The organism is Idiomarina sp. 29L (genome assembly GCF_004123135.1).
In the GTDB taxonomy this organism is placed as follows: Bacteria; Pseudomonadota; Gammaproteobacteria; order Enterobacterales; family Alteromonadaceae; genus Idiomarina.
In genome coordinates, this window is sequence record NZ_SDJS01000001.1 from 282,917 (window position 1) to 305,864 (window position 22,948).

The window sequence follows — 22,948 nt, forward strand, 5'->3', positions numbered from 1 at the left end:
CAAAAGGAATGAGCATGATTTCGAAGTTACATTTAAACGATATTGAAATAGCTAACGACCGTCCGTTTGTTCTTTTTGGCGGGATGAACGTACTGGAGTCGCGTGATTTAGCGCTTCGTATTGCCGAACATTACGTTGAAGTGACGGATAAGTTAGGCATTCCTTATGTTTTTAAAGCGTCTTTCGACAAAGCCAATCGCTCGTCGGTGCACTCATTTCGTGGACCGGGCCTCGAAGAAGGCCTGCGAATTTTCGAAGACGTGAAACAGCAGTTCAATGTCCCGCTAATTACCGACGTACACGAGCCCCATCAGGCTAAGCCGGTATCGGAAGTTGTCGATATTCTCCAGCTTCCGGCGTTTTTAGCTCGCCAAACTGACTTGGTCGTTGCTATGGCTGAAACCGGTGCCATGATTAATGTCAAGAAGCCTCAGTTTTTAGCACCGCATGAAATGAAGCACATTATTAGCAAGTTCGCGGAAGCCGGTAACCAGAACATAATGTTGTGCGAGCGCGGTTCTTGCTTTGGTTATAACAACTTAGTGGTTGATATGCTGGGCATGGATGAAATGAAGACCATGGCGCCGGTCATCTTCGATGCAACTCATGCGTTACAGCGTCCGGGGGGCCGCACTGACTCTGCCGATGGTCGCCGTGCACAAGCTGCACAACTTGCTCGCTCTGGTATGGCGTTAGGTATTGCCGGTTTGTTTATTGAGGCACACCCTAACCCAGATGAAGCCAAGTGTGACGGGCCGTGCGCGTTGCCGTTACGCGCATTAGAAGGCTATCTAGAGCAGATGAAAGCTGTGGATGACTTAGTGAAGTCATTCAGCGCATTGGACACGTCTAATTAACCATGTCGCTTCAGGCCGGCAGCTCACTTAAGCAAACACCGCTTGATAAACGCCAGGCGGTGAAGCTCTTATTAAAAGCGGTCGGTGGTTTGCTGGCGCTGCTTTCTCTGGCGTTATTAGCACCATTTGTTATGGCCGTTATTAATGCGGAAAAGGAGCAGTGGACGTATTTAACATTGGCTATTATTGGTTTTGTCGTTGGTGTTGCACTTTTTCTACAGCCTGTGGGTGACGCCAAACTGAGAGCACGCCAGGTCTTTTTGTTAACCACCTTATGTTGGGTATCAGCTAGCCTTTTTGCGACGTTACCGTTTATTTTCGCTCAGCCTTATCTCGATTTTTCCAGTGCGTGGTTTGAGGCTATGTCGGCTATTACCACCACCGGAGCCACTGTTATTTCCGGGCTTGATGATCTGCCATCCAGTGTTTTGCTATGGCGGGCGATGCTGCAGTGGTTAGGCGGTATCGGGATCATCGTTATGGCCATGGCGATATTACCGTTTTTGCAGGTTGGCGGTATGCGACTGTTCCAGGCTGAATCGTCCGATATGTCGGGTAAATTTATGCCTCGCTCCAGTCACATGGTTTTAGCCATTGGTCGAGTCTACCTGATACTAACGGTTGCTGTTGTTGCGTTGTATCTTTTGGGTGGCATGACAAGCTTTGATGCCTTGGTTCATGGTATGACAACCATAGGGACCGCCGGTTTCTCAAATTATGACGCTTCTTTCGGTCACTTTTCCGATACACCGTTTTTGGTTATAACCGGTACACTGTTCATGGTGGCGGGGGCACTACCTTTTGTACTCTACATTCGAGTACTAAAAGGAGATTATGAACCACTTTGGAAGGACACCCAGGTACGTGCTTTTGTCACCTTTTTAATGATCGCCATTGTGCTTATTACTTTGGTGCAAGTGGTGAAAGGGCGCGAGGTCGGTGACGCTCTCATGCATACCGCATTTAATGTTGTATCTGTGGTGACCACGACAGGGTATGCGACGGAAGATTACGGCAACTGGGGTAGCTGGTCCCTGATGGTTTTCTTCTATCTCATGTTTATTGGTGGCTGTACCGGGTCAACCGCCGGTGGTATGAAAATATTCCGTTTCCAGCTTTCACAGTTACTGCTTAAAAAACAGTTTAGCCAACTCATTCACCCAAATTTGGTTCGGGTTGAGACGTACCAAGAACGACGAGTTAACGATTCACTGCTGGGTTCAATGGTTGCCTTTTGCTTCATGTATTTTTTACTGATAGCGGTTATTGCACTTGGCTTGTCATTGTTTGAGCTCGATTTTCTAACCGCTATTTCCGGAGCGGCATCCGCTGTGGGTAACGTTGGCCCTGGTCTTGGTGAAATTATTGGACCCGCAGGTAACTTTTCCAGCCTGGACGGTGGTGCCAAATTACTGCTGATATTTGCCATGCTAGCAGGGCGTTTGGAGATAATGACGGTACTGATCTTATTTCATAGACATTACTGGAAGCACTAAAATAAATTTCAGCGAACACTTGCACGCTGAAACGACATGAATTAAATTAAACGCATGTTTAAATCATGCGTTTATTTATATCATGGCAGCACGCATTACGACTCAACAGAAAATACTCAACGCCGCTGAAGCGCTGTTTGCGCGAGATGGTTTTGAACAGACCTCTTTACGGCAGATCACCCACGAAGCAGGCGTGAATCTGGCGTCCGTTAATTATCATTTTGGCTCAAAAAAAGCGCTGATACAGGCGGTTATTGCCCGCTATTTAAGTGTTTTTATGCCGGCTCTAGAAGAACAGCTTAAAGAAGCAGAGGCCGAAAAAGACCTCAAAACTCAAGCATTATTTGAGCGTTTCAAACTGCCACTGGCTAAATTGACTCAAATCAACAAGCGTGGCCCCGATACGTTTTTAAGGCTCTTGGGTTTTGCTTATTCTGAAATTCAGGGGCATTTGCGCAAGTACACTCAACAAGAGTACGGCAACGTATTGCAACATTTGCTGCAGCTGCTTAAGCGCACAAACCCACATTTAGATGAACAGCAAATGTTCTGGCGTCTGCACTTTGTATTAGGCTCGGTCGTTTTCGCTCAGGTGTCCGGTCAGGCACTTATCGAAATAGCGCAAGCCGAGTTTAATCAGCAAATTGGCGCACAGGATGTCATTGATCAACTTATTCCGTTTGTTTCGGGCGGACTCGAAAATTCGTAAATAAACTGTCGTAAGACGGAGTTTTGACTACACTTTTATTGTGATGGTGCACTGGAGATAACCATGGAAATTCTCATTTTGTTGTTGGTTTTAGTGGTACTGGTATTTGCAGTCGGAGATATCCGTCGCAGCCTTATTACTAAACCTGTTTTTGGTATTTTTAAGCGCATTCTGCCGCCTATGTCTGACACTGAGCGTGAAGCTATGGAAGCAGGGGACGTATGGTGGGACGGTGAATTGTTCAAAGGTCGTCCTGACTGGCAAAAACTGCTGGACATGCCGCAGCCGAAACTGACTCAGGATGAACAAGACTTCATTGATAACCAGCTGAACACCTTGCTGGATATGATCGATGACTTCAAAATTGTTCAACAGGACAGAGACCTGCCAAAACAAGTGTGGGACTTTCTGAGAAAGGAACGTTTCTTTGCCATGATTATTGGTAAAGAACACGGCGGTCTCGACTTCTCTCCGGCGGCAAACTCTTACATTGTGTCGCGTATTGCCAGCCGTTCAATTAGCGCCGCAGTATCGGTTATGGTGCCTAACTCATTAGGCCCGGGTGAATTGCTGACGCACTATGGTACGAAAGAGCAAAAAGAATATTGGTTGCCGCGTTTAGCGGATGGTACCGATATTCCATGCTTTGCCCTAACGGGTCCTGAAGCTGGGTCTGATGCGGGGTCTATTCCTGATGAAGGCATTATCTGCAAAGGTGAGCATGAAGGTGAAGAAGTGGTTGGTATTCGCCTTAACTGGTCAAAGCGTTATATTACTCTGGCGCCGTCTGCGACCGTGCTTGGTTTGGCGTTTAAATTGTACGACCCTGAAAACTTAATGGGCGACAAGCGCGATATTGGTATTACGTGCGCACTTATTCCGACCAGCCACAAAGGCGTCGAAATTGGTGACCGTCACTTCCCGTTAAATCAGGCGTTTTTAAACGGTACAACGTACGGCAAAGACGTATTTATTCCCCTGAAGTGGATTATCGGCGGCGAAGAGTATGCCGGTAAGGGTTGGCGTATGCTGGTCGAATGCTTGTCAGCCGGTCGCGGTATTTCACTGCCCGCGTTGGCGACAGCATCGGGCCACGTGACTCAGCGCATGACGGGTGCGTATGCTTACGTGCGTCAGCAATTCGGGCTGCCTATTGGTATGTTTGAGGGCGTGCAGTCATCAATGGGTAAAATTGGTGGCACGAACTATATTCTTGAATCCATGCGTCGCTTAACAATTTCATCACTGTGCCAGGGCATGAGCCCGTCGGTTGTGACGGCAATGACGAAGTATCACATGACGGAAATGGGGCGTGAAGTTATTGAACACGCAATGGACATTCATGCTGGTAAGGGCATTCAATTGGGGCCGCATAATTACCTGGGTCACAATTATATGGCAACCCCCGTTTCCATTACGGTAGAAGGTGCCAACATCTTAACCCGTAACCTGATGATTTTTGGTCAGGGGGCGACGCGTTGTCATCCGTACGTACTGAAAGAAATGCAAGCGGCCGCAAACCCCAATGAAGACGAGGGTATGCGCGAGTTTGACGGCTTGCTGATGAAACACATTGGCTTTGCCGCCAGCAACGTATTTGGCAGCTTATGGCTGGGTCTGACAGGGGCGCGTTTTGGCGAGTCTCCGGTTAGCGGCGAAACCGCGCAGTATTATCGTAAATTGGGTCGCATGAGCCGTGGGTTGGCGTTAGCGTCAGACATTTCCATGCTGATGATGGGCGGTGACTTGAAGCGTAAAGAAATGATTTCAGCGCGCCTCGGCGATGTGTTAAGTCATTTATACATGGGCTCTGCGGTGTTGAAGCGCTTTGAAGACGAAGGTCGTCAGGTTGCTGACTTACCGTATGTGCATTACGCGTTGCAGCACCATCTGCATAGTATTGCTGAAGCTTTCTATGGTTTCTTCGACAACTTCCCCAACCGTGCCGTCGCCTGGATGATGCGTTTAGTGATATTCCCGCTGGGTAATCACTTTAAGAAGCCAAAAGACGACACCTTGCAGGAAATTAGCCTAAGCATGATGGAGCCAGGCGTCACGCGTGATCGCCATACGTTCCTGTGTTACTGGAAAGACGACAAGAACGATCCAACCGGTCACATGGAAAAAGCGTTTTTATCCATGCTGGAAATGAAGTCGGTTTATAAAACGCTCCGTAAGGCTCAGAAACGCGGTGAATTGTCATTTAATTTAAACGGACAAGAGCTTGCCGATGCGGCTTTAGAAAAAGGCTTAGTGGATAAGGAAACGGCCGATAAACTGGCTGAGACAGAAGAGTTGCGACTGCTTGCTATTGGTGTTGATAGCTTCGCGCCGGGCATTCTGGAAAACAATCAGTTTTACACGGCAAAAGGTGACTTGAGAAAAGCGGCGGTCAGAGACTGACCACCGCATTTATTTCAACTTAATAAAGTGTTCGACGTTTGTCTTTTAAGTTGAACACTGGGTCCACAAAAGAGCGCTGTTGAGCGCTCTTTTTCGTTTCTGCGCTGGCACTGGCTGTAGCCGGGCAACTGCCGGTTTCAATATAGCTGTACGCTGCGCCAGTTAGCGGATCTTGCTCGCTTCCCCACTTAGCGACAATTTCATCTTCAACCTCACAGGTAGGGGCCAAGCCGTTGTAATACTTGCCTTCACCCTCAGCGTTAACCGTTTCAAAGTTAATAGCGAACGTCACTTTGTCGCACAACTGTTCAGGCTGTTGGCCGACAGGTTTACCACAAGTGTTCTCACCAATAGTGACAACATTCACGTAAGGTTTTAAAGAGTTAATGATAATTTCCGAAGAAGAGCAGCTGCTGCCAGTCGTTAGAACATAGACCGTATCTAAGTCGAGCTGCTGCGTGCCGTCGACTAAGCGGAACGGAAGGGTTTCGTTTTTATCGCTGTTTTGCTCATTAAAGCGGTAAGTCAAAAAGGTTTCGCCGAGTACGTTATTGCCCGCTGCCTGACTGGAGGTTTGATTGGCGTAACGAATGAGACCACCACCGTTGTAGCGCACATCGATAATTAAATGATCAACGCCTTCGTTAGCGAACAAATCAAACGCTTCGTTTAAGTCGCTGCCAGTACGGTTAATGAAAGAGTCCAGGGTAAAGTAACCGGCGGTTTCTCCGTTATTGAGCGCCGTGGTTTGTGCACCCATCACCGTGTTGGTTTCCACTTCTACTTTGTTTAACACATCGGTTTGTTCGGTGCCGTCTGGTTTTTCCCAGGTCAGCTTCTTGCTCAGACCTTCTTCATTTGGCCCTAAGGCATTATCAAATTCGCCGTTGGCAAGCAGTTCAGCAACGGGCACATCGTCAATGGCAATCAGCTCGTCAGCACGTTCTATACCTGCAGTCTCGGCTGGAGAACCGTTATAAACAAAGCGAATTTTCACGCGAGTATCGCTTATCTGCTCCATTGAAAAACCGAAGCCAAAGTAGGTGGCGTTCACAAACAATTGTTCGTACTCTTCCTCGGTTAAAATGTAGCTGTAGCGGTCTTCCGGCACGCGTAACTCTTCAAGCACCGCGTAAACATCGTCAAACGCTTCCGGGTCAATACTGTCCTGTAGTTGGTCTGCCCAAAAGTAGTCCTCTTTCATATAATTGAAAAACCGCTGGTTTTGGTCTTCGACCGAGCACGTGGCGTAGCCGGAGCCTCCACCCGTACCGCCGGTGTCAGAGCTGCTGTCAGAGCCACCACAGGCTGATAATGCCGCTGCCATGCTCAGTAGCAACAAAGGTTTCTTAAAGGTCATACTGCATCTCGCGTGTTGTAAAAATGTTAATTCACAATTTAGCACAGAGAACGAAAAGATGAACACCCAGCGTGGCGCTTTTTACTGCATCGTGGCACACTGCCGACACTGACTATTTACCGTTAAACACAGACGGAGAACAACGACGTTATGGCACAAGTCATGATAGACATTGAGGGCACAGAGCTAACGCCAGAAGACAAAAAGCTATTGGCGCAGCCCTCGGTTAATGGGTTGATACTGTTTACACGTAACTTCGCATCGCTTGAGCAGTTGGCTCGGTTAACCCAGGAAGCACGTATGGCGGCCGCTAAACCATTGCTTATTGCGGTTGACCACGAGGGCGGGCGTGTACAGCGATTTCGCGAGGGCTTTAGTGCGATTCCTGCAATGGGATCGTTACGCCGCATTGAGAATGCGGACGAACGCCACCGCGCTGCGCGAGACTTAGGATGGCTCATGGCAGCAGAAGTACAGGCGGTTGGCATCGATATTAGCTTTGCGCCAGTATTAGACGTTGATGACTGCAGCGAAGTGATAGGTGATCGCGCTTTTTCTGATGTCCCGTCAGAGATTTCCGAGCTGGCATCAGCGTTTATAGAGGGCATGCATGAAGCCGGTATGGCTTCTACGGGCAAGCATTTCCCGGGTCATGGCTCGGTGCAGGCTGACTCGCACATTGCCATTCCAGAAGACGACCGCACACTAGAGCAAATTCGTGCGCACGACTTAAAGCCATTTTTGTCATTAAGCCAAAAGCTCGATGGCATCATGCCGGCACACGTTATTTATCCGAAAATTGACCCACAGCCCGCTGGCTTTAGTGAGTTTTGGCTACAACAAATACTGCGCAACGAACTACAATTTAACGGCACCATTTTCAGTGATGACTTGTCGATGCAAGGTGCTACCGTCGCGGGTGACATGCAACAACGCGCATTCGCCGCACTGAACGCAGGCTGCGATATGATACTGGTGTGTAATGACAGAGCAGGGGCCTTACAGGTCCTCGACGCAGAGCTTCCGGCAACCGAGCCTGAGAGTGCTCAGCGGGTGCAGCGTATGCTAATGAGCGAACCAGCGGTAGGCTTGGAAGCGTTAAAACGCACCGAGCGCTGGCAGCAAGCACAGCGCTGGCTTTCGGTGGTTAATTAAGCTTCGTAAGGAATGGGGTCTTCAACGCCGTTAGCAGCGAAGGCCTCTAGCCGCTCTACGCAAGCGCCGCACTTACCACAGGCCTTGTCCCGGCCGTTATAGCACGTCCAGGTTTGGCTGTAGTCTAAGCCCATTTTCAGGCCGTCGGCTAAAATGGCGTTTTTATCGACGTCTAAATAAGGCGCATGAACAGCTACCGGTTCGTAGTTGGCCATTTTACTGACCACATCCATTTGACGCACAAACTCCGGGCGACAGTCCGGATAAATAGCGTGGTCGCCTGAGTGAGCGCCGTAATATACCGCAGAGGCTTCCTGAGACACTGCATAACCAATGGCTAACGACAGCAAAATCATATTGCGGTTGGGCACCACCGTCGACTTCATTGACTCTTCTTCGTAGTGTCCCTCGGGAATATCAATGTCGTCGGTTAATGAACTGCCGGACAGCAGCTGGTTAATGGCAGTAATGTCGACCACTTTATGCGGAATTCCATGCTGTTTGCAGACGTTAGCGGCAACTTCCAACTCTTTTACATGGCGCTGACCGTAGTTAAACGACAGTGCCAACACCTCATTGCCTTCCTGCAATGCTTTGTGCAACACCGTAAACGAGTCCATTCCACCTGAATAAATAACAACGACCTTTTGCGACATGCTGTAACTCTCCGTATAATCTGCGGTCTATCCACCTTAATAGAAGCCATTTTAACGAAAGCTATGTCTTACCGCATCAACGAAATTTTCGAGACCCTACAGGGCGAGGGCACCTTTACCGGTGTGCCATCTATATTTGTGCGCTTGCAAGGCTGCCCAGTGGGTTGTCCGTGGTGCGACACCCAACACACCTGGGAAACCAACGACAGCGATAAAGTCAGCACCGACAAGATGATGGCAAAAACCGAAGCCTCATCGAAATGGGCACAAATGACCGCGGAAGACATAGTAAAACGCTTTGAGCAAGAAGGTTACGCCGCCAAACACGTGGTGATAACCGGCGGCGAGCCCGCTATGTTCAACTTGTTGCCGTTAGGCGAAGCCTTAGAGGCCAAAGGCTACCAGCTGCAAATAGAAACCAGCGGCACCTTCGAGCTAAAAGTGACCGACAACACCTGGGTAACAGTGTCGCCTAAGTTAGATATGCCGGGCGGCTACCTGGTGCGCCCGGACTGCATGGCGCGCGCTAACGAAATAAAACACCCGGTTGCCATGCAAAAACACATAGACGCTTTAGATTCACTGCTAAAACGTTGCCCACCCAAAGCCGACGCAATTATTTGCCTACAGCCCATAAGTCAGCGGCCACGCGCCACTGAGCTTGCCATGCAAACCTGCATTGAGCGCAACTGGCGCTTGTCGGTGCAGATGCATAAATATCTTAATATTGAGTAAGACATTGACTACTCGTGCCCTGACCCTCTGAAAGTCGATCTATACTTCCTGTCCTAACTCGCCAAGCCAGGCAAATTTTGACAGGAGGTTTTATGAAACGGAAATTCACTTCACGCAGTCGCGGTCAGGGCATGACCGAATACATCATCATTGTTGCGCTTATTGCCGTTGCTGCAATTGGCGTTTACTCACTGTTTGGAAAAGCGATACGAAACCAAGTTGCCGGTCTGGCTCAGGAAATGACAGGGCAGTCCTCTAGTCAACAACTCAACAGAGCCAGACAATCGTCCCGACGTGCCGGAACTGTAGCCAATACTGACGTCACCCTCGGTAATTATGACGAGGCTACCGAACAGGGCGATAACTAAAATGTTTGGCTTTCGAAAAAAGCAAACAGGGCAAACGTTGGTCATGATGACAGGCGTTTTGCTCTTAGTTACAAGTTTGCTCTTTGCTGTGACCGACATGGGCAAACACGCACGCCAGCAGTTTTATCTGCAAAGTGTCGCTGACAACGCTGCATATAGTGCCGCAGTAGCCATGTCGCGGCAGATGAACTTCATGGCTCTTACCAACCGAGCGCTTATCGGCAACCAAGTTGCAATTGCCCAGTGGGTTGGCTTAGCAAGTTACTTGGCCATGCTGGATCGCACCGCAGAAAACCTTGAAACCATTACCTCTTTTATTCCTTACGTAGCTCAAATAACTCGGGCGATATCGATGATTGTCGAGCGCATTGAGGAGAGTTTTGCGGAAGTGGCGCGCCTTTTGGTTGCGTTTCAGGCTCTGGTAGTCCAGGGGATCTCTGAAGCTCAATGGTTATTGAACGCTGGGTTTATTGTTGAATTACCTTTATTGATTAATGACGTAGTTTCCAAGCATTCAGAGGAACTAGGCTGGAGTTCATATCAAGGAGGAGGAATAGCCCCTTTCCCTGCCCTTTGGGCTAGAAAAACACATTCTAAGTCAACAGAACGCTCTAATGAGTCCGAGTTTTTTGAAGATTTGACTGTAAAAAGCTTAGACCCATTTAGTAAATCTCGTAGTTATGACTGGGTCGATTTATACAGCTTCAAAGTACCGAAACGTGGTGGAACCGAACTCGCTAGTGATAATGATGGCAGTTGGGATTGGCATGCTCTTGATTCTGTTTCGCTTCACAAACGCCGGTTGCTTATAGGAGGTTTTCGCGAAGTTCTCCCTCTTGGTTGGGGAGCAAAGGCTCAAGACGAACGTAGATCTCGTCGCTCAAACTATGGTGGGGCCTTCCGAGATAACTCAATGTCTTCAAGTCTTGCTCTTGGTCAAATGGAATCTTTGAGGGTCTCTCAGGATAGTTTTAGCTACCGGATCTTGGGGCGAACCTTAAGCTTAAGTATGGACTCAGTAATTGTAAAAGTAATGGGAGACGAGCAAGTTGCTTACGCTAAGGCTAGAACTCGATTTATTAGACCAAGTTCTCTATTCCCTAGAACTGATTCGCTAATAGAAAATGAAAACCTATTTAATGCTTTATGGGAGGCATTTTTGGAGCCTTTAAATTCGGAAGAAAAATTGGTGCTACTAGGTCGTGAGTTTATTTAATAAAGAAAAAGGGCAAGGCGCTGCTGAGTTTTTGTTAGGTTTAACTTTGTTAGTTGTTGTTACTGTCTCTTTTAAAGACGTTTTACTCCCTGCTGAGAACACTCAAACAAAGTATCTAAAGTTGTCACGCCAAGTTACATGGGAAAAGTTGAGAGACATAGAGAACACTAAGTTGAGCGGGAGTTATCGTTTGAATGATGATTTAGGTCGAGTGTTTGGGCCAATAGATCGTTTGCTTCCAGTTAATCTGGAAAGTGACAATTTGAGAGTAACTGATCCAACAAAGATTCCAACTTTTAACATGGTTAGATTAACTGATAGTTGGGAAGCTAGAAGTGAAAGCGATTTAATTTCGAGGCCAGCATCGCTAGTCGTAAATAGTGTGTTGTCAGGTGAAGTTACTGAAATAATTCAGGATGGCCTTGGCAGGATTTTCCTAGCAGAAGAACTAGAGTCAGACTCGTTAATTTTTGGTCATATTGACTCTGACGTAGTTCCTGAAAATGCATTAACAGAGAGGTAGTAATGGATTTACCAGATGTATTTGATGATTGGTCGTGGAGTCAGCAGTCAATTAGTTCGCTTGAAAATATAGTTGCTTACCACCTTGAAGCACCAGCAGAACCCGTGTGGGAAGACGTTTATGATGAATATCCTGGATGTCTCGGGAATAACACATCTGTATGGTTGTGCATAGCCGACGGGTTAGAATTGACACTATATCAGAATGGCGATGGACAATGGGTGTTAGCATCAGTGCCTGTAAAGCAAGAGGAAGCTTCAATTACTGGACCAATGATGCCCTTTCACTTCGTCGAAAATGATAACGAGCAAGTATGGGGTTATTTCTCTCTACTTAACATGCGGGCTTCTAAAGCAGCTATGCAACTTGAGCATGCTCAGAATGTTAAAGCTACGGAATCTATTGAAACTGAGCATGATGTGTGGACGCTGGATAACGAAATGGGGCGGGTTACATTTTCCCAGCAGAGTGAGAGCGTGATTATTACTCACAAAGTTTCAAAAGGCGAGACACCAAGTTCAACACTAGGCAAACCTGAGAATACTAATGAAAGTGAACTTCCTCCACTTTTTAATGAGTGGTCATGGAGTATAAAACCGATAAGTTCATTAAATGACTATGTTGTTGGTTATTACTTGGAAGATCCATATGAGCCAGATTGGGAGCGAATAGACTTTCAGTATCCACTTTGCCCAGGAGGAAAAACGATGGTTTGGGCCTGTGGCATTGGAAAGGCTGACTGGCGGTTTTATGAGGGCAAAGATGGTCAGTGGGTTTTAACCAAGTTAGAAAGCGGAGCCCCCGAAGGTATTTTGGAAACGCAACCAATAAAACTTTACTACGGTGATTCCGCTGAAACGGAGGTATGGGCATATCTAGTATGGGGTGATATTGAGCATACTAAAGATATGCTTCTATTTTTTCATAATCAGGATATTCAGTCCTTTGAGTCAGTCGAGACAAATAATGATATTTGGCACTTTAAAGGAGACTTGGGTCGTCTGACTTTTTCCCAGGAAGGAAAAAGTATTGTGATAGTTCATACGATTCCAAAAAGTCCGAATTAGAGCGGGACTTAACGAGCAAACTAAGAGGGAACTTATGATTGCTGATATTCCAACGGGATTTGATCAGTGGCAGTGGACGCAAATGCCGGTAGCAAATAATACCGGTGCGAAAGCCTATTTTTTACAAAATCCAAAAACACCAGACTGGGAACTTTTAAAAGACTTTTATCCATATTGCGACCGCAATAAGTTCGATTTTTGGTTGTGCCAAATTGAGAATAAAAACTGGACCTTTTTCAAAGGAACAGATGACACATGGGTTCTTAGTAAAATTATTACCACGGATATCGAAGGGGCTAAATTAGTTGGCCCATTTTTCGTGTTGTCGCAAACCGAACAAAATGGCAAGGAAGTTTGGGTTTATGTATCGCACTACAGTCTGGGTGATGTGCAAAAGATTTTAAAGCTTAAGTACAGCCAGAAGATACGTTCGTTTCGCTCCATAGAGATGCCAAATGATCTGTGGGAGTTTAAAGACGGCTTAGGCCGGTTGGTATTTTCTCAGCAAGGCGAATATGTCGTTATGGTTCATGTGATATGACGGCTTACCAACGCGGCCAGGCATCGGTTGAATGGATGCTCCTTTCGATATTCGTCATGTTAGCGCTGGTTGTTGTAGAAGAAAACTGGTCAGTTATTGATTATTTAATAGAAACAGGGAATAGAGTCAGGGAGTTTTACGATTTTATCTGGCGTCATTTAGTGCTCATTCCAGGAGGGGGATCGTGAGTAAAAAAGCAAAAGGGATATTTGCAGTCATTTTTAGTTTAATCATTTCATTAATTACTGTTTTCATGATTAATGAATACCTCAACACGGAAACTCAGCGCCGGATGGAGCAAGCATCAGCTGATACTCACTCTGTTGTGGTTTTCGCTAACGATTTAACTGCAGGAACCATTGTATCGGCAAAAGATTTGTTGGTGCGGCAATACCCTAGTCATCTAATTAATCATAATTGGTTCTTACAGAATGAAGCCGGTCTTATTATTGGTCAGGAACTCAGAGTAGATGGAGGTAAAGGAGAGCCTGTATCGAAGCGAGGTTTATTAAACCAGCAAAATAGCGGTTTGTCGCGTCAGCTGCCTGATGGGCATTATGCAATTACAGTTAGCACCGATAACCTGGGGCTTCACAATGCGTTATTAAAGCCTGGAGATGTTGTTGATATTGCATTTGTGGGTGAACACTTTGAAAGCGGTATCGCAACTGAGTCGTTCGAGAATATTGAGGTGTTCGATATTCATGGACTTAACGATGGCTATGGGAGCTACGCGTTGACTTTACTTATCAAGCCAGACGATGTTGATGAATTTACGCGGGCTATGGGCAGTGGAATGCTGGTATGGGCAAGAAGTTCGTCGAGCTCGAGAAAAGATGTTTGGAACACGGAAAGTTTAACTTCAAAGGTGATGTCATGGACGGCATATTAAAGTACACACGAGCGCTAACTTGTCTGTTTTTAGTTTTATCGGCTTTTAATGTTCTAGCTAATAATATTGATAACCACGTTATTGAGTTAGGTGGCTCGACTTCAATTAATATTTCGTCAGGGACTAACGTGCTCGTTAGTGATGAAAATATCGTACAAGCGAAGCTCCTCAGTAATGAGCAAATCATTCTTAAAGCGGTGAGTGTAGGCAGTACAGATGTCTGGCTTAAGCATAGCGACAAAAGCAAAAAGGTTTTAGTAACTGTTGCGCCGTCAAGTAAAGGGGTACTGAAAGAGCGAATTAAAGCATTGTCTGCGGTTGAAGATGGGCTTCATTTGGAAGAGCGCAATGGTCTTATGGTACTTTCAGGCTCGGTTTCTTCCAAGGCCTATAACCTCATTAAGGCGTTAGCTCAGGGGGATTCGAATATAATGAATTTAACCTCTATGCAAGAGAGTGAAGAGCCAATGCTGACGTTGCGAGTAAATATACTCGAAACAAAGCGACAGGCTTTGGAAGATATTGGTATTCGCTGGCAAGGTGCATCAGAGGGGCCATCTGTATCAAGCGCAGTTTCTGGTTTATTTGACTGGGAGCTTGATATCGCCTCCCAGCTCATGTTTATGAAACGCCATGGTCTAGCGAAACTTTTGGCCAACCCAACGCTTTCTACTCAGAGTGGCGAGAAAGCCAGCTTTTTGGCCGGGGGTGAGCTTCCCATTCCTCAAGTCGTTGCCCAGGGTATGCAAGATGTGACTTTCCGTGAGTATGGCATTCGACTCATAGTTGAACCTGTTGTTTTAAAGGATGGGCGCATTAAAACCAAGTTAAGTGCCGAACTGAGTAATATTGATCCTGCGGTTTCTGTGGCGGGAGTCCCCGGTATTTTGACCAGACGTACTGAATCTGTGTTTCTCTCTGAAGACGGCGACACTATGGTTTTGTCTGGCTTATTAAACGTGGATGAATCTAACCAGTCGGATGAAATGCCGGGCTTCGGAGAGCTACCGGGGTTGAATCGAGTATTCGGCAGTCAGCAACACCGGGAGCAAACAACTGAGCTTGTGGTTATGGTTACTGCTGAAAAAATGTCATCGGCTGACAAACGACGTTTAGATAAAGAGAAAAAACGGGAAGAAAGAAATAACTGGTTCAAGGACGAGTCAGTGTTACAACTAAGGGAACTAGTTTATGAAAATAGAACAAGCCATTGAAACTCTGCGAAACCGTCTTGATGTTCGCGACAGTCAAATTGAAGCTTTGGATGAAACAGGGCTGCGTGAGTATGCGCATCGTTTTCTACAACAAGCCTCTGACTTCGAGCCCAGCATTATTGAAGACGCTATTGCTGAAGTTATTGGCTTGGGGCCTATAGAAAGGCTTTTAGCCGATGGCTCCGTCAGTGAAATAATGGTCAATCGTTACGATAAAATCTTTGTTGAGCGTAGCGGTAAGTTACAAAAAGCGGCTGAAATATTTACTTCAGAAGATGCACTAAGAAGAGCAATTGATCGTATCGTTTTGCCGTTAGGCCGACATATTGACGACGCTTCTCCTATGGTCGATGCCCGTTTGCCTGATGGTTCTCGTGTTAATGCTGTTATATCACCACTGGCAACAAAAGGTGCTTGTCTTACTGTTCGGAAGTTTTCTAAACAGTCATTAGGAATTAACGACTTGGTAAACAGTGGCTCTTTGACTCAGCAAGCGGCTGACTTCTTAAAACTGGCGGTACGTTGCAGGCAAAACATTATAGTGTCTGGGGGCACGGGAACTGGCAAAACAACGTTGCTCAATATTCTGTCGCACGAAATTCCTGAAGGGGAGCGCGTCTTAACCATTGAGGATGCTGCGGAGCTACAGTTAAATCATGACAATTTAATTGGCCTGGAGTCTCGCCCTAAGAACCAGGAAGGCACCGGCGATGTGGGTATTCGAGAATTGGTGATCAACGCTTTGCGAATGAGGCCAGATAGATTAGTGGTAGGTGAGTGTCGAGGTGCAGAAGCCTTGGATATGTTACAGGCAATGAATACCGGTCATGCTGGCTCTCTTTCCACAGTTCATGCAAATAGTGCCCGTGATGCGCTCAGACGGCTGGAAGTTATGGTTTTAATGGGTGGAATAGAGCTACCAGTCAGCGCTTTGAGGCAACAAATATCAAGTGCTGTAGATATTATCGTGCAAATTGCCCGAGCACCCGATGGACGACGGTTAGTTGTAAGCATTGATGAGCTCACGGGTATTGATGACGACGTTTTACAAATGTCGCCGTTGTTTAGTCGGGAAAGCGCAGAACATTCCCTGACCAGTAATCAAACGTTGTGTCGCTTTGCAGAGCAGCAGTCGGATGATATTCGAGAAAGCCTGTTTAAAACCCTGATGGGTGATGAATCATGTATATCGTCTTTTTAGTACTGCTTATTACTCTGACTGTATCTTGTTGGTTTTGGCTATTTTCACATGCGACACCAGACAAGTATCAGGAGTTCGAGAACAAGTTAAAGCTATCAACCGTTCGCTCTCTGGAAGACTTTTTTCTTAATCTTCCGGTTAGCTGGCTGGTTCGTGGTTACTTGCTATTGTTAGTTATTCTGCCAGTTATTGTTTGGCTTACTTCCCCGGTTTTGTGGGCTATTTGTAGTTTTGTTCTTACGCTAATTGCACCGCCTTTCATGTATCGCTTTCTTAAAAAGAAACGGTTCGAGAAGTTAGAGAAACAATTACCCGGTATGCTCATTAGCTTGAGCAACCAAATCCGCAGCGGTGCCAGTGTCAGTACTGCTTTTAAAAGCTTTAAAGGCAGTATGCAGCCTCCGCTTGGGCAAGAAGTTGATGAAATGCTTCGTCAGGAAAAAGTTGGGCGGCCTTTCATAGAGTGTCTTGATGACTGGCAACGCCGGGTCCCGATCTTTTCCGTCAAACTGGTTGCTCAAGCATTAAAGCTGGGGCTGAAAAGTGGCGGACAGCAATCCGATATATTCCTGAGGCTGGCGGAAAATATTCAACAGCAACAACATATAAAAGAGCGGCAACTGACATTAACGTCACAAGCAAGAATGCAGGCGAAGATACTCGTGTTAATGCCAGCTGGTTTGTATTTTTTATTAGGATGGATAAAGCCTAATCACACTGCTGTTTTTACTGAGTCGTTTATTGGTATGGGAATGCTCGCTGCCAGTTTGTTATTGATGATTTTAGGCGGGTGGATGGTTAAGAAAATAATGAACCCGGATGATGATTAATGTTGTTACTTTTTATATTGATATTTTTTGTCAGTACAGTGGTGTTCTTCGGTACTTATAAATTATGGAGTTATCTTCAGTTAAGTTCTGTTCTGGACAGAGAAATAAACCACTTATGGCAAAGAGCACCGGATAAACTGAAAGTCGTTGTCGAACGTTATTTGGTTCTTAAGTTTGCAGGTAATAAAGCACACTTATCATTTTTTGTGTGGTTACTCCTGGCTACTATAAGTGCAGCTACTTCTATCATAAATAGAGAGCCTTTGGTGTTTATGTTTTTTGCTCTCGTTTTATTGATGGTTTTCAACAAAAGACGAACGTTATGGCTAAAACGAAATAAAACCTTAGTGAAGGAATTACCGGACTTTTGCGACCTTATTTCTATGATGATGGCATCTGGAGTTCCGTTAATTCTTGCGTTGGAAAAAGTTGCAGACTCATGCAATGAAAGACTTTTAGCCTCTGAAATAAACGCTGTTGTACAGAGGTTACGTCGCGGCAATGGGTTTGATGCCTCAATGAAGGCTTTATCTGATGGTTGTGATGCTAAACCGATTAAAGAATGGGTAACAATGTTGGTTAAAGGGCATCAGCAGGGAGCCAGTCTTACTAAACCCTTAAGGTTTTTTGCCCATCAGCTGCGTCAGGAACTGCTTAATAGCGCTGAAAAGAGGGCTCAGGAAGCACCGGTAAAGCTCTTGTTTCCATTAGTGACCTGCTTCTTTCCGGTTAACTTTTTGGTCATCTTAGGGCCTATTATTTTACAAATGAGCCAGGGAGGGTTCACATGACGAAAGAGCAACCAGTCATTTTATGGACTGATGTTCGAAAAATGTCGAAATTTCACCAGAGATTAATTGGGATGCTAGGAGAGGACCAGCCAACGTCGGATATGGCTTACTGGTTCCCTTATTGTAAATCGATTCATACCTGGGGAATGAAAGAGCCTATAGACGTTATCGCATTAGATAAACAGCAATGCATAATGGAGGTACGGCGCTTTATCTGTCCTAATGAAGTTCATTGGTTTAAAGGAGCACACAGTCTAATAGAAACGGTGGCCAGTAGTTACTGGCCGTTAGAGTCATGGCTAGGAAAGCCTGTCATATTCAATAAAAAGCAAGGAGCGCCTCGTGAAAATTATCACTTCGATTGCAGTATTAACCTTACTTGTTAGCCTCAGTGGTTGCAGTGCAACTGTTGCAGAGCAAAAACAAAGTTTAAAAAGCTTTGAGAACGCTAAAAACTGGTATTTATCTGGTGATCTTGATTCAGCTGAGCATCATTTACAGTGGCTTCATAGTAAAGGGCTAGCTAGCTCCCAGAGTTGGGCTTTACTAGGAAATATCTACTTTAGGCAATATCGCTTTGAAGCCAGCGAGCAGGCTTATTTGCAATCACTTGAGTTCGATTCATCAAATAACGATATCTGGTTTAACCTTGCATTGAACCAGCTTAGGCAGACAACCAACACGCTAATGGATGCCCGGGTTCAGCTCAAAGAAACTGGTGAGCAATTAGATGGACTCCTGAAAGATCTTTTAGCTCTACAAAAGGTGCCCATTGAGGAGGTAGGAGCTCAATAGTTAATAAATATATAAGTTTTATTTTATTGATTTAACAATTAATGAGTTGTATCTTTGATTAAGTAATATGCTAAAGGTACAGCTCAATGAAAACGTTAAAGGTCATTTCAGAAAAACTCGTTGAAGAGCGAAAAAAACGGAACTTGTCTCAAAAAGACATGCGCCTGCTTATAGGTATGTCCCAGCAGCAGTATCAACGCGTGGAGGCAGGACAAGATATTCGACTGTCGACTCTGTTGCGCATATTGGCCGGGTTAGAGTTAGAGCTCGAATTTAAAGACGCTAATTTAGTAGAAGCTAGAGAGCCGGAAGCTGTTTATAACGAGTATGACTCTTGGGAAAAATATCAAAAGCATTTAGAGGACTAGGCGCCAATGGCGAGCATGAGAGTAGAAAAAGTCGAAGGGCTTCAAATAACACTGAATGATCAAGAAGTTGGAGTGTTGACGCATTACACAGGAGGGAAAAATATTCTTAGTTTTTCTCCTGACTTTGCTGTTCTCGATAAATGTGACCGTCCAATAGTTAGTTTCACTCAACTAATACGTGAGAACTATTTTGAGCTCCCTCAGGTGAGTACCCAACGCTTATCACCAGTGCTTTCAAACTTGCTACCCGAAGGTGCTTTACGAGACTTTATAAGTCGCGAACTGAAAGTCCACTCGGAAAATGAGTTTCCGCTTATGGTTCACTTAGGTGCGAATCTTCCGGGCGCACTTAAAGCGGTTCCCATCGCTGCGGGAGAGCTACCGGCTTGGGCGCTTGCTCACAGGGAGAAGGTAGAAGCGGTACAGGTGAATATCGACAAAGCGACAAGCAGGCAGTCGCTTGCAGGCATTCAAATGAAGTTTTCGTCAGTAAGAGCCCCTGACAAGCGTTTTAATATCAATGAAGAAGATAACTCTGACAGCTGGATTATCAAAGTACCGTCTAATGTTTATAAGCAAGTGCCGGCAAACGAATACACAGCCATGCGGTTAGCAGAGTCAGTGGGGATCGACATACCGGAAATACAGTTAGTCAAACTGACTCAGTTGCATAACCTACCCGACATTCGGCTGCCTGATGAAGAATATGCCTATGCGATACGACGGTTTGATCGCAGTAAAGGCAAACGAATACATACCGAAGACTTTGCTCAGGTGTTTGAGCTGTATTCTCATGAGAAATATGAGAAGAAAAACTACGAGCAAATCGTTAACGCTATTTACCTGCACAGTCCGCAAGGCTTAAAGAATGCCCAGAAAATGGCGAAGCGTTTGTTGGGAAATATTTTACTTGCAAATGGTGATGCGCATCTTAAGAACTGGTCGTTGATATACCTAGATGGCATAACGCCTCAGCTATCACCGGCGTACGATATTGTGTCCACCTTGCCTTATGTGAAAGGTGAAAACGGGGCAGCGCTCAATATGGCGAAAGTTAAAAATTGGTATGAAACCAATATGGAGACCTTTAAAAAGTGGGCTGAGCGAGCGGATGTACCATGGCAACCTATAGCGGTTCACTTAAGTGAAACTATGGAGCAAGCAAGAGAGTTGTGGCCAACAATGCTCAATGAGTTACCTATGCTGGAGTCCAGTAAACAGGTGCTCAAAGAGCATTGGCGCGAATTGCATTCAGACTTTCGAATTGGCTGATGCCTTAGCTAAAGCCTTAACGCACCGAATGCTTCAGTATCCGTGACTTCTGGCGTTGCCAGTCACGTTCTTTCACGGTGTCACGTTTGTCGTGAGACTTCTTACCTTTGGCCAGGTGTATTTCCAGCTTGGCCCAAGGGCCTTTCCAATACATGGCAGTTGCCACAATGGAGTAGCCTTCGCGCTCGGCGGCGCCAATGAGTTTGTCGAGCTCTCGACGTTTTAGCAGCAGCTTACGGCTACGGTCGGGTTCGCAGTACACGTGTGAAGAGGCCTGGTTCAGCGGTTGTATTTCCGCCCCCAGTAAATAGGCTTCGCCGTCTTTAATAATGACGTAGCTGTCGCTTATGTTCGCTTTACCGGCGCGTATACTTTTAATTTCCCAGCCTTGCAGACTAATGCCTGCCTCGAACTTGTCTTCGAGGAAATATTCATGGCGGGCTTTTTTGTTCAGCGCAATGGTATTAGACGATTGTTTTAGTTTCTTTTTGCTCATAAGCGCTATTATACCTATGCACACTGAAAAGAAAATTGCTTTAAGGGCTTCAAAGCATATCTGGTTGCGTTATTATTGCGCAGTCAAATTTTAGCGGTAGAGAAAAACATGCCCAGTATCGAAAAAAGTGCGTTAGTTTCATACAGTGCAGAGCAAATGTTCAACTTGGTTAACGATATTGACTCGTACCCGGAGTTTGTTCCGGGGTGCGCGGACTCGCGCGTGGTTGAGCAAAATGACGACTATAAAGTGGCGTCACTGCAAATAAGCAAAGCCGGCATTCAGAAAACCTTCACAACGCGCAATAGGTTGGTAAAGCCAGAGCGTATTGACATGGAGCTTGTTGACGGGCCATTTAAAAAGCTGACCGGCGGCTGGGTGTTCAAACCGTTGTCAGAGGACGCCTGCAAAGTGGAGTTGAAATTAGACTTTGAGTTTTCCAGCAGGCTTTTAGGCATGGCGTTTGGCAAAATTTTTAGCGAAGTGACGTCGAGAATGGTCGATGCCTTTGTGAAGCGTGCAGACCAGGTATACGGAAACTAACATGGCGAATACGCTGACCATTGAAGTGGCCTACGCCACACCCGAGAAGCAACTCATTCTGACGGTGCACCCGCAAGAGGGCGCAACGGTAGAAGAGTGTATTTTACAGTCGGGCATTAAAGAACACTTTCCGGAGATTGATCTTAGCACTCAGAAAGTGGGTATCTGGAATAAAGCGTCAAAATTAGATGCCACGCCGCGAGACGGCGATCGCATTGAAATTTATCGCCCGCTCATTGCTGACCCGAAAGCGGTACGCAAGCGCCGCGCCGAGGAAGCAAAGCAGTCTGGACGAGCTGACAAAGTAACCGGTGGCAGACCGGATGCTAAGCGCAAAGCGCAGGAGTCGAAACCCGAATGAAGCTGTACATAATGCGTCATGGAGAGGCTCACTACCCGAAAGGAAGCTATTCAGACAGAGAACGTCGCCTGACACCAGAGGGCGAGCGTGAAGTACTCACTACCACACGATGGCTGACAGAGCTTCATCGTGAAGTGGACTGCGTCTTTGTGAGCCCGTATTTACGAGCGCAACAAACCGCAACGGTATTATTTACAGAGCTGAAAACTAAGCATCGTGAAGACTGTGACGCGATTACACCCGACGGCCACGCCGCAGCGGTGGTCAGCTGGTTAGCGGCAGAAATTGAAACGCATGGCTACGAAAGCGTGGTGCTGGTGTCTCACATGCCATTGGTCAGTTATTTGGTGCATGAGCTGGACGCCAGTGTACAACCACCTATTTTCCCAACGGCAGGCATTGCGGTTATCGAATTTTCGCCAGAAACCTTAACGGGTAAGTTTCAGCAGTTAATGATTGCTGAAAAATGCGCCGGTTAATTGTCATTAACGCGAAGTAACACCAGTAACGACGCGTCGCCACCCCATTCACGAGGCGCCTGATGAAAGGCTCTGACTAGCGGGTGTTGCACCAACCAGTGTGGCACCTGTTGTTTTAACTTACCGCTGCCGTGTCCATGCATAATGCAGCAACAACCAATACGCTCTTTTTCACAGGCAATAAGCAACGCGGCGAGCTCCTGTCGGGCGGTTGCTAAGGTCATTCCGTGTAAGTCGAGCAGCAATTCTGGTGTATAGTCGCCACGCCTTAGCTGCTTGGTTAAGTAAGTTGACTCACCGTCGGCAGTAAATTGCATAGCGCCTTCGCTAAAATGTGCTTCAAAACCGTCTGAAAAATACTGGCTGGCTTCGCGGCTGGCGGCAGCTATGTCCTGAGGGCTGTTACCTTGCCTTTGTGTATTCCGTCGCTTTAATTCAGAAACTTTGGGTGGCTCGGGTGGTCGCTTGTCTTGCTCAATAGGAGCCGCGCCCTGAGCCGCCTCGCGAAAAAGCGCGATGTCGTCTTCTGAGAGCGAGGATGAAGAGCCTTTCTTTGCGACCATGAATAATGAAAACCGAGTAAAATTAAGGTATCTTTAACACCAATAAAGACCGTCAGT

General features: G+C 46.3%; 27 protein-coding genes. 23 read left to right on the top strand and 4 right to left on the bottom strand.

Going from position 1 to position 22,948, the window contains the following annotated elements; all coding sequences use genetic code 11:
• Nucleotides 1–14 precede the first annotated feature (14 nt).
• The 4 genes from kdsA (at nucleotide 15) to EST55_RS01350 (ending at nucleotide 5,465) form a co-directional block, all read left to right on the top strand.
• The gene (gene kdsA / locus EST55_RS01335) at nucleotides 15–857 is read left to right on the top strand and encodes a 3-deoxy-8-phosphooctulonate synthase (RefSeq protein WP_088768470.1); all 843 of its coding nucleotides are present in this window, start codon (nucleotides 15–17) and stop codon (nucleotides 855–857) included.
• A 2-nt stretch (nucleotides 858–859) separates the two neighbouring features.
• Nucleotides 860–2,353 carry a TrkH family potassium uptake protein gene (locus EST55_RS01340; protein WP_129496232.1) on the top strand — a complete coding sequence of 498 codons (1,494 nt, stop codon included), beginning with the start codon at nucleotides 860–862 and terminating at the stop codon, nucleotides 2,351–2,353.
• Nucleotides 2,354–2,435: 82 nt separating this feature from the next.
• Entirely contained in the window at nucleotides 2,436–3,062 is a 627-nt protein-coding gene (locus tag EST55_RS01345) for a TetR/AcrR family transcriptional regulator (protein ID WP_100690403.1), read from the top strand.
• Nucleotides 3,063–3,125: 63 nt separating this feature from the next.
• Nucleotides 3,126–5,465 (top strand): acyl-CoA dehydrogenase, encoded by a 2,340-nt coding sequence (locus tag EST55_RS01350; RefSeq protein WP_129496233.1) that lies wholly within the window; start codon nucleotides 3,126–3,128, stop codon nucleotides 5,463–5,465.
• A gap of 19 nt (nucleotides 5,466–5,484) precedes the next feature.
• On the opposite strand, the gene EST55_RS01355 is transcribed toward EST55_RS01350, so the two are convergent.
• On the bottom strand, nucleotides 5,485–6,825 hold the full coding sequence (locus tag EST55_RS01355) for a S41 family peptidase (protein WP_129496234.1): 1,341 nt from the start codon (nucleotides 6,823–6,825) through the stop codon (nucleotides 5,485–5,487).
• Between the two features lie 150 nt (nucleotides 6,826–6,975).
• On the opposite strand from EST55_RS01355, the gene nagZ reads away from it, so the two are divergent.
• Complete coding sequence (nagZ, locus tag EST55_RS01360) at nucleotides 6,976–7,980, top strand: beta-N-acetylhexosaminidase (RefSeq protein WP_129496235.1); 1,005 nt, start codon at nucleotides 6,976–6,978, stop codon at nucleotides 7,978–7,980.
• Here the strand turns inward: nagZ and queC are convergent.
• Nucleotides 7,977–8,636 (bottom strand): 7-cyano-7-deazaguanine synthase QueC, encoded by a 660-nt coding sequence (queC, locus tag EST55_RS01365; RefSeq protein ID WP_129496236.1) that lies wholly within the window; start codon nucleotides 8,634–8,636, stop codon nucleotides 7,977–7,979. The genes nagZ and queC overlap by 4 nt on opposite strands.
• Nucleotides 8,637–8,699: 63 nt before the next feature.
• On the opposite strand from queC, the gene queE reads away from it, so the two are divergent.
• The 15 genes from queE (at nucleotide 8,700) to EST55_RS01440 (ending at nucleotide 20,449) form a co-directional block, all read left to right on the top strand.
• Entirely contained in the window at nucleotides 8,700–9,371 is a 672-nt protein-coding gene (gene queE / locus EST55_RS01370) for a 7-carboxy-7-deazaguanine synthase QueE (RefSeq protein ID WP_129496237.1), read from the top strand.
• Nucleotides 9,372–9,463: 92 nt separating this feature from the next.
• The gene (locus EST55_RS01375) at nucleotides 9,464–9,739 is read left to right on the top strand and encodes a pilus assembly protein (protein WP_129496238.1); all 276 of its coding nucleotides are present in this window, start codon (nucleotides 9,464–9,466) and stop codon (nucleotides 9,737–9,739) included.
• 1 nt (nucleotide 9,740) lies between these two features.
• Nucleotides 9,741–10,955, top strand: a complete 1,215-nt coding sequence (locus EST55_RS01380) for a Tad domain-containing protein (protein ID WP_129496239.1) — start codon at nucleotides 9,741–9,743, stop codon at nucleotides 10,953–10,955.
• Nucleotides 10,942–11,478, top strand: a complete 537-nt coding sequence (locus tag EST55_RS01385; RefSeq protein WP_129496240.1) for a hypothetical protein — start codon at nucleotides 10,942–10,944, stop codon at nucleotides 11,476–11,478. The genes EST55_RS01380 and EST55_RS01385 overlap by 14 nt, the downstream gene beginning before the upstream one ends.
• Before the next feature lie 2 nt (nucleotides 11,479–11,480).
• Nucleotides 11,481–12,545: a hypothetical protein gene (locus EST55_RS01390; protein ID WP_129496241.1), complete on the top strand. Its 1,065-nt coding sequence runs from the start codon at nucleotides 11,481–11,483 to the stop codon at nucleotides 12,543–12,545.
• A gap of 34 nt (nucleotides 12,546–12,579) precedes the next feature.
• Nucleotides 12,580–13,086 carry a hypothetical protein gene (locus EST55_RS01395; RefSeq protein ID WP_129496242.1) on the top strand — a complete coding sequence of 169 codons (507 nt, stop codon included), beginning with the start codon at nucleotides 12,580–12,582 and terminating at the stop codon, nucleotides 13,084–13,086.
• A gap of 184 nt (nucleotides 13,087–13,270) precedes the next feature.
• Complete coding sequence (gene cpaB, locus EST55_RS01400) at nucleotides 13,271–13,978, top strand: Flp pilus assembly protein CpaB (protein ID WP_129496243.1); 708 nt, start codon at nucleotides 13,271–13,273, stop codon at nucleotides 13,976–13,978.
• Nucleotides 13,963–15,192 carry a pilus assembly protein N-terminal domain-containing protein gene (locus EST55_RS01405; RefSeq protein ID WP_164976519.1) on the top strand — a complete coding sequence of 410 codons (1,230 nt, stop codon included), beginning with the start codon at nucleotides 13,963–13,965 and terminating at the stop codon, nucleotides 15,190–15,192. Before cpaB ends, EST55_RS01405 begins: the two co-directional genes overlap by 16 nt.
• Nucleotides 15,170–16,393 carry a CpaF family protein gene (locus EST55_RS01410; protein ID WP_129496245.1) on the top strand — a complete coding sequence of 408 codons (1,224 nt, stop codon included), beginning with the start codon at nucleotides 15,170–15,172 and terminating at the stop codon, nucleotides 16,391–16,393. The genes EST55_RS01405 and EST55_RS01410 overlap by 23 nt, the downstream gene beginning before the upstream one ends.
• On the top strand, nucleotides 16,375–17,223 hold the full coding sequence (locus EST55_RS01415) for a type II secretion system F family protein (protein WP_053952750.1): 849 nt from the start codon (nucleotides 16,375–16,377) through the stop codon (nucleotides 17,221–17,223). The genes EST55_RS01410 and EST55_RS01415 overlap by 19 nt, the downstream gene beginning before the upstream one ends.
• Nucleotides 17,223–18,014, top strand: a complete 792-nt coding sequence (locus EST55_RS01420) for a type II secretion system F family protein (protein ID WP_058579368.1) — start codon at nucleotides 17,223–17,225, stop codon at nucleotides 18,012–18,014. Before EST55_RS01415 ends, EST55_RS01420 begins: the two co-directional genes overlap by 1 nt.
• Nucleotides 18,011–18,400, top strand: coding sequence for a DUF192 domain-containing protein (locus EST55_RS01425; RefSeq protein WP_126751066.1), 390 nt, complete (start codon nucleotides 18,011–18,013; stop codon nucleotides 18,398–18,400). Before EST55_RS01420 ends, EST55_RS01425 begins: the two co-directional genes overlap by 4 nt.
• Nucleotides 18,357–18,809, top strand: a complete 453-nt coding sequence (locus EST55_RS01430) for a hypothetical protein (RefSeq protein ID WP_129496246.1) — start codon at nucleotides 18,357–18,359, stop codon at nucleotides 18,807–18,809. The genes EST55_RS01425 and EST55_RS01430 overlap by 44 nt, the downstream gene beginning before the upstream one ends.
• 86 nt (nucleotides 18,810–18,895) lie before the next feature.
• Complete coding sequence (locus EST55_RS01435; protein WP_129496247.1) at nucleotides 18,896–19,177, top strand: helix-turn-helix transcriptional regulator; 282 nt, start codon at nucleotides 18,896–18,898, stop codon at nucleotides 19,175–19,177.
• A 6-nt stretch (nucleotides 19,178–19,183) separates the two neighbouring features.
• Entirely contained in the window at nucleotides 19,184–20,449 is a 1,266-nt protein-coding gene (locus EST55_RS01440; RefSeq protein WP_129496248.1) for a type II toxin-antitoxin system HipA family toxin, read from the top strand.
• 16 nt (nucleotides 20,450–20,465) lie between these two features.
• On the opposite strand, the gene smpB is transcribed toward EST55_RS01440, so the two are convergent.
• Nucleotides 20,466–20,945 carry an SsrA-binding protein SmpB gene (gene smpB / locus EST55_RS01445; protein WP_053952746.1) on the bottom strand — a complete coding sequence of 160 codons (480 nt, stop codon included), beginning with the start codon at nucleotides 20,943–20,945 and terminating at the stop codon, nucleotides 20,466–20,468.
• Between the two features lie 108 nt (nucleotides 20,946–21,053).
• Between smpB and EST55_RS01450 the strand changes: the two genes are divergently transcribed.
• From EST55_RS01450 to sixA, 3 genes are read left to right on the top strand one after another with little or no spacing between them, the layout of a single operon-like run.
• Entirely contained in the window at nucleotides 21,054–21,488 is a 435-nt protein-coding gene (locus tag EST55_RS01450; RefSeq protein ID WP_129496249.1) for a type II toxin-antitoxin system RatA family toxin, read from the top strand.
• Between the two features lies 1 nt (nucleotide 21,489).
• Entirely contained in the window at nucleotides 21,490–21,849 is a 360-nt protein-coding gene (locus EST55_RS01455) for an RnfH family protein (protein ID WP_053952744.1), read from the top strand.
• Complete coding sequence (gene sixA, locus EST55_RS01460) at nucleotides 21,846–22,328, top strand: phosphohistidine phosphatase SixA (protein WP_129496250.1); 483 nt, start codon at nucleotides 21,846–21,848, stop codon at nucleotides 22,326–22,328. The genes EST55_RS01455 and sixA overlap by 4 nt, the downstream gene beginning before the upstream one ends.
• On the opposite strand, the gene smrB is transcribed toward sixA, so the two are convergent.
• Complete coding sequence (gene smrB / locus EST55_RS01465) at nucleotides 22,325–22,891, bottom strand: endonuclease SmrB (protein WP_129496251.1); 567 nt, start codon at nucleotides 22,889–22,891, stop codon at nucleotides 22,325–22,327. The two genes, sixA and smrB, sit on opposite strands and share 4 nt — an antisense overlap.
• Between the last annotated feature and the right edge of the window lie 57 nt (nucleotides 22,892–22,948).